Below are 14,056 nucleotides of genomic sequence, written 5' to 3'. Positions count from 1 at the left end.
TATTTAAGGGGTCTATTATGAAAGTTGCTATCGTACATGAATGGTTAGAAACGTATGCTGGTTCTGAAAAAGTTCTTGAGAAGATATTGAATATTTTTCCTGATGCAGATTTATTTGCACTTGTAGATTTTTTACCTGATAACAAAAGGGACTTTATTCATAATAAAAAGGTTAATACTTCATTTATTCAAAATTTACCTAGTTCAAGGAAAAATTTCAGAAAATACTTACCTTTGTTTCCAATCGCAATTGAACAGTTTGATCTTTCAGGATATGATTTGATAATTTCAAGTGCACACGCTGTTTCAAAAGGCGTAATTACAGGGCCAAACCAAATTCACATTTCCTATGTTCATTCTCCTATTCGCTACGCATGGGATTTACAACATCAGTATTTAAAAGAATCAAACCTTAATAAAGGATTAAAAGGAATTCTTGCAAAACTTATTTTGCATTATATTAGGCTTTGGGATTATCGAACATCAAATAGTGTTGATTTATTTATCTCCAACTCTAAATTCATCGCAAGTAGAATATGGAAAATTTATAGGAGAGAAGCTACCGTAATTTATCCTCCAGTAGAAATTAACTCTTTTGAATTTAGTGACAAAAAGGAGGATTTTTTTCTAACAGCATCAAGGATGGTCCCATATAAGAAAATAGACTTGATTGTGGAAGCATTCTCAAAAATGCCGGAAAAAGAGCTAGTAGTAATTGGTGACGGTTCTGAATATGACAAAGTAAAAGAAAAAGCAGGGAAAAATGTTAAATTGCTTGGATATCAGTCTGATGAAGTTTTAAAGGATTATATGAAAAAGTCTAAAGCCTTTGTGTTTGCAGCAGAAGAGGACTTTGGTATTATTCCAGTAGAAGCTCAGGCTTGTGGTACTCCTGTTATAGCTTACGGCAAAGGAGGAGCGCTTGAAACAGTCATTAGTACGGGCGACAAACCTACTGGCCTATTTTTCGATGAGCAATCTGTAGATTCAATTTGTGAAACAGTTCAAAGGTTTGAAAAAGAAATTGATAATTTTAAACCAGAAAACTGCAGAATGAATGCTATAAGATTTTCACCAGAGAGATTTCAACAGGAATTAACAAATATAATTGATGAATACCTAAAAGTTAAGAGTAAACAGGGAGAATTAAAGTGATTCATAAGATTAAAGGTACAATAAGAAAATTCTGGCATACTTACCTAACTCTGAATACCAAATATTTCAAAAAAGGACATTTGATTATTGGGGAAGAATGTAATATATCTAGAAAAGCAAAAATTTCTGTCGGTCAAGATGCCAAATTAGTTATTGGGAATGGCGTTACGATTGACGAATTAACTAGGATAACAGTTCATGCCAATTCTACATTAATAATTGGAAATAATGTTTATATATCATTTAGTTCATTAATAAGTAGTAACAGTATTGTTGAAATAGGAAATGATTCATTAATTGCTCATTTTGTTTCAATCTTGGATACAAACCATGTATTTAAGGATAATAAATTAAAGATTAATCAGCAAGGTGGAATTAGTGAACCAATTTATATTGGTGAAGATGTATGGGTTGCTGCGGGAACTATTGTATTACCAGGTGTAAAAGTCGGTAGTCATAGTATTCTCGCCGCGAATTCAGTAGTGAACAAAGATGTGCAAGAATCCGCTATTGTAGGTGGAGTCCCCGGTAAAGTAATTAAATATAGAAGTTAAATAATAATTAATGAAATGAAGACAGCTAAATATTGTCTCTATATAAAGGAGAATTCTAAGGATGAAATTAGTTCTCTTATCCGGAGGGTCAGGAAAGCGTCTCTGGCCATTATCTAATGAATCACGATCAAAGCAGTTTTTAAAAATATTAGAGGATCAAAGTGGAAATTATGTCTCAATGGTTCAACGTGTTTATCAACAGCTTGAAACTGTCAATATGAAAGAATCTGCAGTGATTGCTACAAGTAAATCTCAAGTAGAAATGATACAGAGTCAACTAGGTACTGACGTTTCAATTGTTATTGAACCAGAGCGTCGGGATACATTTCCTGCTATAGCTTTGTCATCTGTTTACTTATATTCAGAGCAAAATGCGGATTTAAACGAGGTCGTGGCTGTATTACCTGTTGACCCTTATGTCGAGAATGAATTTTTTAAAAAGGTAGTTCAATTAGAGCAAGTAGTAGTTCAGGGCTCTGATACCGATCTAGCTTTAATAGGGGTTAAGCCAACCTTCCCATCCTCAAAATATGGCTATATAATACCAGAAGCAACTGAAGAAACAGGGGAAGATTGTTTACCTGTTAGTCATTTTAAAGAAAAGCCCTCTGAAGAATCCGCGAGGGAGTTAATCGAGCATGGAGCTTTTTGGAATTGTGGTGTATTTGCATTTAAATTAAAATACATTATTAACATAGTCAAACAGCTAGGACTTCCTTTGAATTATCAGGAATTACTTAAAAAATATCATTTGCTTCCTAAAAACAGTTTTGATTATGAAGTAGTTGAAAAGGCAAATAGTATCGTTGTTCTACCTTATGGAGGATATTGGAAGGACTTAGGAACATGGAATACACTTACTGAAGAAATGGGTTCAAATGTAATAGGCTTAGGAAAAATTAGTGAGGATAGCCATAATACACATCTCGTTAATGAACTTGAAATTCCTGTTGCAATTTTAGGAGTTAAAGATTTGCTTGTTGCAGCTTCTCCCGATGGGATTTTAGTAACAGAAAAAGCTGCTAGTCCACGTTTAAAAGAAATGATAACAGATTTTGACCAAAGACCAATGTATGAGGAAAGACGGTGGGGTTGGTATAAAGTATTAGATTATACCAAGTTTGATGATGGTACCGAAATGCTAACGAAAAAAATATGCATTGTATCAGGAAAAAACCTGAGCTATCAACTTCATGACAAACGAAGTGAGATCTGGACAATTGTTAAGGGCGAAGGAGAAATTGTTCTTAATGATCAATTACATTTCGTTATGGCTGGAGACGTAGTTAAAGTTCCAACTGGATATAAACATGCTATTAGAGCAAATGCGGACTTGGAAATAATTGAAGTTCAACGAGGTTCGGAATTGATTGAAGAAGATATCACAAGATTAGAGCTAGTATGGGATAAGATCCTTAATCGAACTAAAGAGTCAGTTCACAGTTCATAACAGATTAAAAAAGGCTTTAGAGATTTCTCTAAAGCCTTTTTATTAATTGTTAATTTCTAGCTGTTGTTCAAGAACCTGATGAATTCTTGCTTTTTCTTCATCCGAAATTAATTGATAAGATACTCCATTAATTGTTGTACCTTGTGCAGTGACTTGTAATTGTTCAATAGATTTTGCTGCTTCTCGGTACTTACTTTGAATAGTTACCATTTCATTGAAAGTTAAATTTGTTTTTACGTTATTGCCTAGTGCTGCAAATATATCGCCATAATTGGTTAATGAACTTAAACTTGCTCCTTCATTAATAACTGCCTGGATGATCTGACGTTGACGCTGCTGTCTGCCAAAATCACCTCTTGGGTCTTCATAACGCATTCTTGAGAACTTTAATGCTTTTTCACCATTTAATTGTATTTCTCCGACGGGGAAGTGAGTCCCTTCGTAGGTGAATTCTAAATCGTTTTGTACGGTTACTCCACCTACAGAATCTACTATATCCTTGAAACCTTCCATATTAATTTGGACATAATAATCAATTGGAATGTTTAGCAGATTTTCAATTGAATCAAGGGACATCTCTACGCCTCCAAAAGCATAGGCATGATTAATCTTATCCATTGAACCTCTTCCCACAATTTCTGTCCTTGTATCACGTGGAATACTTAACATTTTAACGGAATTTGTATTCGGATTAACTGCAAGTACAATCATTGTATCTGATCGCCCGCGATCACCTGGTCTTTGGTCAACGCCAAGTAGTGCTACCGAAAATGGATCTGCTTTTTTCAGTGATATATCTTCTGTCCGCTTTTCTGATTTTTCTCTTTCAAGCGGAGTGTGCATGGTATCCACTGCTGTCGTTAGTGAGTTATAAACTGAGTATGCATAAGCACCTACAGCTACTATTAATATCGCAAAGGTAAACATGACGACACGTAACCATTTGCGTTTTTTCTTTTTTTTATCTGCTCTAGTACCCATGTTAGATAATTCCTCCTTAAATGAAAACTTATTATAAAGTATAAAATGTCCAATAAAAGTATAGACGAAGATTCGACAATAAATGTTTCATTTTTCACTATCCATTAACTATACAATCTTATCATGTCCCGAATAATATTTTAACAGGCATTATATTCCTCCAATTATGAAAAATAATCACCAAAAAATCATAGCAGAAATTACCTATTTTTTATACATTTTTTTAAAAAAATGAATATGTTTACCATGTTTTTTGTCGAAAAGTGTAAGATTAACAATTTCTAAAGGTGTTTTGTTACAGATTAAAATTTCTAGATGAAAAAAATCCGGGGGGTTTTTGTAGACTTATAGTTTGCAAGTTTTGTAGAATAAAGGAAGTGATTTGCAAAACCTGTAACTTGCAATCTAAGATTTTTTAAAAAGGGAGAGAGTAATGAAACGGTATTTTGTTGTTTTCAGCTTAGTGTTTACATTAGTATTTATGTCTTTACCATCTTTAGTCGGACATGCAGAGGTAACTTCGAAACGGATGGATGGTGCTGATCGTTTTGCTGTATCGGTTAATGTTTCGAAAGAAGGATGGCCTAATGGCAGTGGAACGGTTATCCTTGCTAACTATCTAGCCTTTGCCGATGCGTTAGCTGCATCGCCACTTGCGTTTAAAGAAGATGCGCCAATCTTGTTAACCCATTCTAATTCAATCACTCAAACTACGATGGATGAAATTAGTAGATTAAAAGCTTCAAGGGTACTTTTAGTTGGGGGACCAGGAAGTATTTCTGAGAACATCGTTAGTCAATTAAAACAAAAAGGAATTCAAACAATTGAAAGAATTGGGGGAATCGATCGTTATGAAGTTTCCTTTAATATCGCACAAAAATTAGGCCAAACGGACACTGCTGTGTTAGCTAACGGATTAAAGTTCCCTGATGCTTTAGCGATTGCACCTTATGCAGCTCAGAACGGATATCCAATCTTACTATCTCAAGACAATTCCTTACCAAGCAAAACAACAGAGGCTTTTCAAACAAAAGGTATCACTAAAACCATCATCGTTGGTGGTGAGGGAAGTGTTTCAGCTAATGTTGCTTCCAAAGTCCCGAATGTAAATAGAATCGGCGGGAAAGACCGATATGAGGTTTCAGCAAATATCGTTACTCAACTAAATTTGGCTGCAAATAAGGCATTTTTAGCTACAGGCATGACATTTGCTGATGCGCTAACTGGATCTGTTCTTGCGGCGAAACAAAATGCTCCTATGCTGTTAATGCACCCAACGACAGTACCAACTGCTATTCAATCACTTGTGCAAACAAAGAACATTCAAGATTTCGTGATTCTTGGTGGTACAGCCTCTGTACCTGAACGTGTATTCCAAATCCTAACTGGACAAGCTCCTGCACTGCCTTTAGAAGGCAAGACCATTGTTATTGATCCAGGTCATGGCGGAACTGATCCTGGTGCCGTCCAAAACGGATACGTAGAAAAAAACCTAAATAACCAGTTTTCTTTAAAGTTTGCAGATAAGCTTCAGAAGCTGGGAGCAAACATCATTTATACTAGAAATCCGAATTCTGATAACTTTATTGATTTACCAGAACGAGCAAGCTTTGCGAATACAACCAATGCAGATTTGTTTGTAAGTATTCATCACGATTCAAATGTTTCAACCTCACCAAGTGGATTTAGCATTCACTACAGTTCTTACCGACCGGCGATTGAAGTGAATGATGTTTATGTTCTATCCAATGGTGTTAAATATCCTTTCATTCGAGAAGAAACAGAAAATAAACAGTTTATTGTTAGAAACGGTTCAACTGAAATGGCACTTAGCTATGTAGGAAATAATATTGCTTATGATCCAACTCCATCTCCTGCAGTCGTAACAACGAAGGCATTAACAGATGTTTTTGTTACTGCACTTGCTTATCCTGGGATCAAGGCAACTACTGCATACTCATCAACAGGAATTAGAGACAGCAATCTTTATGTAACCCGTTGGACCAATATGCCGTCTATATTAATTGAGTTAGGTTTTATGTCTAATTCAAACGAAGTAAAACTACTGGCAAATCCAACAGTACAGGACACGAGAGCTCAAAACTTAGCTAACAGTATTAAAGACTATTTCAATAAGTAAAACGAAAGGATTATTTCGAAATCAAATCGGAATAATCCTTTTTACTTATAATATTGGGTAAAATACCCATATTAAAAAGAAAGTCAAAGGTAAAATATAATAAAACCGCAATATATAATTTTTGTTACACTTTCAACATCCTAGTTGTAAAATTTCAATTTATGCTATAATAACATCTGTATTTAAGAAGAAAGTATGTATAAAATTTTTTTGATTAATTTTTTAGTTTCTCTAGGGGGTATTTTTTATGAAATACCGAACAAGAATGCTCACTCTTGTCTGTATTGATTCAGCAGTTGTTTTATTATCTTTATACATGTCCTATTTTTTAATAAATCCGTATTCCGGATATATATTAATTCTTCCGGTTCTAAAGCACATGATTTTAACTACATCGATTACTCTATTGTTGACTCACCATGTGTTCTCTTACATTTTTGGGTTATATAGAAGAGTGTGGGCTTATGCAAGTATGGAAGAACTAGTAGGGGTATTCTTTGTGGTAAGCTCATCCATCGGGATTACTGCGGTTGTTCAAAAAATTGCTTTTGACAACATCTATCTTCAGGGTCTTTCTGTTACCTTTATGCTTAACATACTCTTTTTAGGAGGAGTTCGTTTTTGGTCAAGATTTTTAAAAACAGTTAAATTCGAGATTCGAACCAAAGGAATTCGCCCAAGTAAAACGAAGAGAACTTTAATCATTGGAGCGGGTTCAACAGGACGGATGTTGTTACAACAATTAAAAGACCATCCAACAACTGACTTAACCCCAGTAGCCTTTTTGGATGATAATGAAAAGGTGCAACGACTTCATGTAGGTGGCTTACCAGTTGCTGGTAAGATAAATGATTTAGCAAAAATAGTTAAGCGATTTAATGTGGATCATGTCGTTATTGCGATACCATCTTTGCAGAAGCAAAAATTACATGAAATTGTAACAGAAGCAAAACAGGTGTGCCAAGATGTTCAGATTCTTCCGATGATTGGCGACTTAGCGTCTGGGAAGGTCGCTATTAGTGAGATTCGAGACGTGTCGATTGGTGACCTTTTAGGTCGAGAACCTGTTGAGTTGGACAATAAAGGAATTGCTGAGAAAATTGAGAACCAAACCATCCTTATCACTGGAGCAGGCGGCTCCATCGGATCTGAATTATGCAGGCAGTTATGTCAATTTAAGCCTAAGACGATGATTTTGTTAGGTCATGGTGAAAACAGTATTTATTCAATTGAAATGGAACTGAAAAATAAATATGGCGAAGAAATTGAATTCTTAACAGAAATTGCGGATGTTCAAGACCGTGAAAAAATGTTTGATATTCTATTTAAATATAAACCATATCTTGTTTATCATGCTGCTGCACACAAGCATGTACCGCTTATGGAACGAAATCCTGAGGCGGCAGTCAAGAATAATGTATATGGAACGAAGAACGTAGCCGATGCTTCAGATGCTGCTGGTGTAAATACCTTTGTATTGGTATCAACAGATAAGGCTGTTAATCCAACGAGTGTAATGGGTTCTACTAAGAGAGTCGCGGAAATCATCATTCAAAATTTAGCACGCCATAGCCAGACTCGTTTTGTAGCGGTACGATTTGGGAATGTATTGGGAAGCCGAGGCAGTGTTGTTCCTCTTTTCAAGAAGCAAATTGCAAAGGGCGGCCCTGTAACGGTAACTCATCCGGATATGACGAGATATTTTATGACTATTCCTGAAGCCTCGAGATTGGTTATTCAAGCTGGAGTACTAGCTCGTGGAGGAGAAATATTTGTCCTTGATATGGGTGAACCAGTGAAAATTGTCGATTTAGCAAAAAATTTAATTAAGTTGTCTGGATATACTGAGGATGAAATTAAAATAGAATATTCAGGTATGCGTCCAGGAGAAAAGCTATATGAAGAAATATTAAATAAAGAAGAAATTCATCCGGAAAAGATATTTCCGAAAATTTATATTGGTAAGGCTACATTGGAAAATGCTGAAGAAATCATAAAACAAATTGAGGAACATTTAGATAATAAGGAAATGTTACGTAAAACCTTATTGGAAATTGCTAATCGAAAAAGAGTTAAGGAAAAAAAAACAAACGAAAAAAAAGTTTTATCAACTACTTGAAAGAAACGTAAGGGATTATAACCCTTACGTTTTAACCATTAACTTATTTACATAAAAGGAAGCGAATCTATGGAGAAAATCAATAAGGGTTTAAATGTCATCATTGGAGAACATGTTCAATTTGGTGAAAATGTTACGATTGGAAATAATGTCATTATTTATGACGGCGTTCAAATTGGAAATAACGTTATGATACAAGATAATGCCGTGATTGGAAAACAGCCGGCACGAGCAAAGAATTCAATCCTTCCTGAGGTGAAGAAGCTGCCTCCAACCGTAATCGGAAGTGGTGTTACAATTGGTACTTCTTCCATCATTTATGCAAATGCTGACATTGCAGATGATGTGTTTGTAGCCGATTTAGCTACTATCCGTGAGAGGGTTACAATTGGAGAGAAAACGATTGTAGGAAGAGGCGTTGCAGTCGAAAATGACTGTACGGTCGGCAAGTATTGCAAGCTTGAAACAAACTGTTACATCACTGCTTACTCCTCAATCGAAGATTACGTGTTTATTGCACCATGTGTGGTTACAACAAATGATAATTACATGGCAAGATCGAAAGAGAGATATGAGCATTTTAAAGGTGTTACCATTAAGACTGGCGGAAGAATTGGTGCTAATGCAACTATCTTACCTGGTAAAACCATTCATGAAGATGGAGCCGTCGCAGCTGGCAGTGTGGTAACGAAAGATGTTGAGAAGGAATCAATTGTTGCAGGTGTACCTGCAAAAGCATTAAGAACTGTTCCAGAAGCACAGCTCTTAAAAAACCAATAATGGTGAGTGGTTCAATGAAAATATTACTGATTAATCATTATGTAGGTTCCAATATCCATGGAATGGAATATAGACCTTACTATTTGGCGAAGGAATGGGTAAAGGGCGGTCATGAAGTTACCATGATTGGTGCCTCCTTTTCTCATATTCGGACCGTTCAGCCAGAGGTTGAGAACAATTGGAAAGAAGAATATCATGATGGAATACGGTATTTATGGGTCAAAACACCATCCTATGAAGGGAATGGCGTTAAACGAATTATTAATATGGCGGTTTTTATGAAAGAATTGATGTTTCATTCTGCTAAGCTTGCAGAAACATATAAGCCAGATGTTGTGATTGCTTCATCCACCTATCCGTTAGATATCTATCCAGCTAGAAAAATTGCCAACAAAGTAAAAGCAAAGCTCATATTTGAAGTACATGACCTTTGGCCATTGTCACCAATGGAGCTAGGTAATATGTCTGCTAAACATCCATTTATTATGGTCATGCAAAAAGGCGAAAACGATGCTTATCGTTATGCAGATAAGGTTGTTTCTCTTTTACCAAAAGCGGATCAGCACATGATTGAACATGGAATGGAGCCAAGTAAGTTTAGGTATCTTCCAAATGGTATTGATATAGAGCAATGGGAGCAAGCGCATGAGAAAATTCCAAATGATCATAAGGACGTAATTGATGATCTTAGGAAAAATGGTAAATTTCTTATTGGATATGCAGGAACTCACGGAATTGCAAATGCCCTTGAGTACTTAATTGAGGCCGCAGAACGGACATATGATGAGCGTATTGCGTACGTTTTAGTAGGAAAAGGTCCAGAAAGAGATAATCTAATAAACAAGGTGAAAGAGAAAAACCTGAAAAACATTCATTTCTTGCCTGTCATTAATAAAAAGGCAATTCCAGACTTTTTGTCACAAATGGACGCATTATATATAGGCTGGCGAAGGAGCCCATTATACCGGTTTGGTGTAAGTCCTAACAAGCTGTTAGATTATTTAATGGCTGGGAAACCCATCATTCATGGTATAGAAGCAGGAAATGACCTTGTGGCTGAAGCGGGAGCCGGAATAACCATTCCGCCAGAGGATCCAGATGAAGTTGCTCAGGCTGCGAAGAAAATGCTTGAATTACCAGAGGACCGGAGAAATGAGATGGGAACAAATGGTCAAAGGTTCGTCATAGAAACACATGACTATCGTGTTCTTTCTCAAAAGTTTATTGATATTATGAATGAAAACTAACTAGTAGGTGAAACGAAATGGAATTTATCCCTTATGCTTTACCATTAATAGAAGATAATGAAATTAAGGAAGTTGTCGATACATTACATTCCAACTGGCTTAGTAAAGGCCCTAAAACAGTTGAGTTTGAAAAACAATTTAGTCAATACGTAAACGCAAATCATTCACTAGGATTAAACTCGTGTACTGCTGGGCTTCATATATCCCAGTTAGCAGCAGGTATTGGTGTAGGTGATGAGGTCATCACAACACCTTATACATTTGTTGCTTCAGCTAATACGATTATTCACACGGGTGCAACACCTGTTTTTGTTGACATTGATCCTGTTACCTTCAATATTGACCCGAAGAAAATTGAAGAAAAAATTACTTCCAAAACAAAGGCCATCATCCCTGTACATTTTGCAGGATATCCTTGTGACATGGATCCGATTATGGAAATTGCCCAGAAACATAATTTAATTGTCATTGAAGATGCAGCACATGCAGTGTATACAAAATATAAGGGCAGAATGGTTGGAAGTATCGGGGATTTTACCTGCTTTAGTTTTTATGCGACTAAAAACCTTGTTACAGGTGAAGGCGGAATGGTAACTACCCATAATGAAGAGTGGGCAGATCAACTGCGTGTGATGAGCTTGCACGGTATGAGCAAAAACGCTTGGAATCGTTATGGTGATAAAGGAACCTGGTTTTATGAGGTAGAGTATCCTGGTTTTAAATACAATATGACCGATATGCAGGCAGCATTAGGTCTTGTACAGCTAGATAAACTAGAAAGTATGCAGAGACGCCGCGAGGAAATCGCTAAGAAATACAATGAGGCATTTTCTAAAGTTGAAGGGTTCACAACTCCATACAGTAACGAGGAAAACGTTCATGCTTGGCATTTATATGTTCTTCGATTAAAGAATGGCTATTTTACCATCGATCGCGGGGAATTCATTGAGCAGTTAAAGGAAAAAGGAATCGGAACAAGTGTACATTTTATTCCAGTTCCAATGCACCCTTATTATAAAAAACTTGGGTATAATATTGAAGATTACCCTAATGCGTTAGCTGCCTATAATGGAGCGCTCTCGTTACCACTGTACCCTAAAATGACTGATGAACAAGTAGATCACGTAATCAATATGGTATTGGAGCTTGCAGAAACCTCAAAAAAATAGGTGATGATAATGAGTAAAGCAGTATCACAATATAAAACTCAAAACTATAAACAGAGTGATTTTGGAAAAAGAGCGTTTGATGTCATCATGTCAGCAATCGGTTTAATCATTTTGTCTCCGTTTTTCCTCATCATTAGTATCATGATTAAATTAGACTCACCTGGACCTGTTTTATTTAAACAGGTTCGAGTGGGAAGATATGAGCGGAACTTTAAGATCCTAAAGTTCAGAACAATGGTTACGGATGCGGAAAAAAAAGGAGCACAGATTACGGTCGGAAGAGACAGCCGAATCACGCGTGTGGGGCATTTTCTAAGAAAGTCAAAGCTTGATGAGTTACCACAATTAATTAATGTCTTTATAGGCGATATGAGCCTTGTTGGCCCGCGGCCTGAAGTTCCTAAATACACACAGTACTATACCAAGGTACAGAAGAGGATTTTTGAACTTCGTCCGGGTATAACGGATTATTCCTCGATTAAATATCGTGATGAAAACGAGATTCTGGCTTTAAGCAATGATCCTGAAAAGACGTACATTGAAGAAATCATGGTCGATAAGTTAAAGTTGAACTTAGAATACTTGGAGAATAAATCACTTCTGACTGATATAAAAATTATTTTTAATACCTTTTTAAAAATCATAAAATAAGAAAAAGGAAGATTATGTCGATTTTGAAGACATAATCTTCCTTTTTTGTAGGAAAAAAGACGGGTTTGGAGGTATAATGGCAATAGGGGGTTGGAGAATAATGAGAAAAGTAACAATCATTTCTATTTTTATTTCACTATTGCTAATTTTAGGGTTTTCTGTACCATCTTCTGCAGAGCAAATTACAGACTTGCCAGAACGAATTGATGGCAAAGATCGCTTCGCTGTAGCTGTGAACATTTCAAAAAAATGGGGACAAGCAGACACAGTTATCCTTGCAAATTATTTAGCCTTCGCTGATGCACTTACAGCGACGCCGCTTGCTTATAAACTTAATGCACCCATATTACTTACACATCCTAATATGTTGACAGAGGAAACGAAGAAACAGATTCAGACGCTTGGGGTAAAAAATGTGGTGGTTGTAGGTGGAACTGGCAGTGTCTCAGATAATGTAGTTTCAAATATTACTAGTCTTGGAATTTCTAATATTACAAGGATTTCAGGAAAAGACCGTTTCGAGGTCTCCAAGAATATTGCAGAACAAATAGGATTCAAAGGAACAGCTGTTTTTGCAAATGGCTTCGTATTTGCTGATGCTTTATCAATAGCACCCTATGCGTCGATTAACGGTTATCCAATTTTATTAACTAAGAACAGTGAAATTCCGCAAGAAATCAATGACCTTTTACTCACAAGTATGATTACCCAATCGATTGTCATTGGAGGAGAAGGCAGTGTAAGTCCTAATGTATTTAATCAGCTTCCTGGTGCTTCTAGAATCGGCGGGAAGGATCGTTATGAAGTGGCTGCAAACGTGGCGAATACCTTTGGTCAAAACAGAAGCAAGAATTACATTGCAACAGGTTTAACTTTTGCGGATGCACTTACGGGTTCTGTACTAGCTGCAAAGGAAAATGCAGTTATCCTTTTAGCCAAAAACGATCATTTACCTGCACCGACAATAGGGGTTATTTCTCAAAAGGATGTTCCAGTAACCATTCTTGGAGGAGCGGGTTCTGTAAAAGATGAAATTGTTCAAAAACTTACCTCGATGAAACCAAGCAGCCGACCAATTCTTTATATTGTGCCACATCAAGATGATGAAATACTATCTTATGGGGTTGATATTAGAAATGAGCTGTCCCGGGGAAGACAAGTACATCTGATTCTACTTACTCGAGGAGAAGATTCAGGAGCAAGAAAAACTTTGAATGGTGATTATTATTGTTACATTCATGGGAAGTATCATAACCCCCAATTGGAGGGCTATAAAGCCGATTCGCTGACTCCGGATGAATTTGCGGACGCGAGAACAGATGAGTATTACCGAGCATCAAAAGCACTAGGGGTACCAAATAGTAATATTCACACTGAATATATTCCAAATGGTCAATTCTATAGTTCCAGAGTTATCCCAATTGTTCAAAAATATCTTGCATTATTCCCAAATGCAGATGTTCGTACTTTTTCTTGGTTCGATGAGCATAGCGCACATGCGTTACTTGGAGAAACGATCCAGGGAATGCAAGCAGACGGCTTGCTGCAAAGATATCAGGCAAAATTCTTTATATCTATTAATACAGACCGTTTTTATAAGGTTCCTAAACCAATGCCAACTATTATGAATGTAATAGAAAAACAAAGCGATATCCAATTTTTAAGGAGTGCTATTGGAGAATATCGACGCTGGGATCCTCGAAATGGTCACTATGCAGTGGGTTATCACTCGGTGCAATCACAATTTGATTCTTTGTGGAATGATCCATATGTTAATAGTCACTACTAATCTATAAAAACTAGGAAAGTTG

11 protein-coding genes are annotated in these 14,056 nt (G+C 36.4%); 10 read left to right on the top strand and 1 reads right to left on the bottom strand.

The window, feature by feature from the left end:
• Positions 1-17: 17 nt before the first annotated feature.
• From MLOOGBEN_RS02145 to MLOOGBEN_RS02135, 3 genes are all read left to right on the top strand, one after another.
• Positions 18-1,154, top strand: coding sequence for a glycosyltransferase family 4 protein (locus tag MLOOGBEN_RS02145; RefSeq protein WP_179156606.1), 1,137 nt, complete (start codon positions 18-20; stop codon positions 1,152-1,154).
• Complete coding sequence (locus tag MLOOGBEN_RS29560; protein WP_179156605.1) at positions 1,151-1,708, top strand: acyltransferase; 558 nt, start codon at positions 1,151-1,153, stop codon at positions 1,706-1,708. The genes MLOOGBEN_RS02145 and MLOOGBEN_RS29560 overlap by 4 nt, the downstream gene beginning before the upstream one ends.
• 61 nt (positions 1,709-1,769) lie before the next feature.
• Positions 1,770-3,158, top strand: a complete 1,389-nt coding sequence (locus MLOOGBEN_RS02135; protein WP_179156604.1) for a sugar phosphate nucleotidyltransferase — start codon at positions 1,770-1,772, stop codon at positions 3,156-3,158.
• Positions 3,159-3,200: 42 nt separating this feature from the next.
• On the opposite strand, the gene tagU is transcribed toward MLOOGBEN_RS02135, so the two are convergent.
• Complete coding sequence (gene tagU / locus MLOOGBEN_RS02130) at positions 3,201-4,139, bottom strand: polyisoprenyl-teichoic acid--peptidoglycan teichoic acid transferase TagU (RefSeq protein ID WP_179156603.1); 939 nt, start codon at positions 4,137-4,139, stop codon at positions 3,201-3,203.
• Between the two features lie 433 nt (positions 4,140-4,572).
• On the opposite strand from tagU, the gene MLOOGBEN_RS02125 reads away from it, so the two are divergent.
• The 7 genes from MLOOGBEN_RS02125 to MLOOGBEN_RS02095 all read left to right on the top strand — a co-directional run bounded on the left by MLOOGBEN_RS02125 (position 4,573) and on the right by MLOOGBEN_RS02095 (position 14,034).
• Complete coding sequence (locus MLOOGBEN_RS02125) at positions 4,573-6,279, top strand: N-acetylmuramoyl-L-alanine amidase (RefSeq protein WP_179156602.1); 1,707 nt, start codon at positions 4,573-4,575, stop codon at positions 6,277-6,279.
• A gap of 247 nt (positions 6,280-6,526) precedes the next feature.
• Positions 6,527-8,398 (top strand): polysaccharide biosynthesis protein, encoded by a 1,872-nt coding sequence (locus tag MLOOGBEN_RS02120; protein ID WP_179156601.1) that lies wholly within the window; start codon positions 6,527-6,529, stop codon positions 8,396-8,398.
• Positions 8,399-8,467: 69 nt separating this feature from the next.
• Complete coding sequence (locus tag MLOOGBEN_RS02115) at positions 8,468-9,178, top strand: N-acetyltransferase (RefSeq protein ID WP_179156600.1); 711 nt, start codon at positions 8,468-8,470, stop codon at positions 9,176-9,178.
• 14 nt (positions 9,179-9,192) lie between these two features.
• Entirely contained in the window at positions 9,193-10,425 is a 1,233-nt protein-coding gene (locus MLOOGBEN_RS02110) for a glycosyltransferase family 4 protein (protein ID WP_179156599.1), read from the top strand.
• 17 nt (positions 10,426-10,442) lie between these two features.
• Positions 10,443-11,594, top strand: a complete 1,152-nt coding sequence (locus MLOOGBEN_RS02105; protein ID WP_179156598.1) for a DegT/DnrJ/EryC1/StrS family aminotransferase — start codon at positions 10,443-10,445, stop codon at positions 11,592-11,594.
• Between the two features lie 9 nt (positions 11,595-11,603).
• Positions 11,604-12,245, top strand: coding sequence for a sugar transferase (locus MLOOGBEN_RS02100; protein ID WP_179156597.1), 642 nt, complete (start codon positions 11,604-11,606; stop codon positions 12,243-12,245).
• Between the two features lie 100 nt (positions 12,246-12,345).
• Positions 12,346-14,034, top strand: coding sequence for a cell wall-binding repeat-containing protein (locus MLOOGBEN_RS02095; protein ID WP_179156596.1), 1,689 nt, complete (start codon positions 12,346-12,348; stop codon positions 14,032-14,034).
• Positions 14,035-14,056 lie beyond the last annotated feature (22 nt).

The organism is Bacillus sp. EB106-08-02-XG196 (assembly GCF_013396335.1).
In the GTDB taxonomy this organism is placed as follows: domain Bacteria; phylum Bacillota; class Bacilli; order Bacillales; family Cytobacillaceae; genus Neobacillus.
Note: the sequence above shows the minus strand (reverse complement) of the source record. Positions and strands in the feature narration are given on the sequence as shown.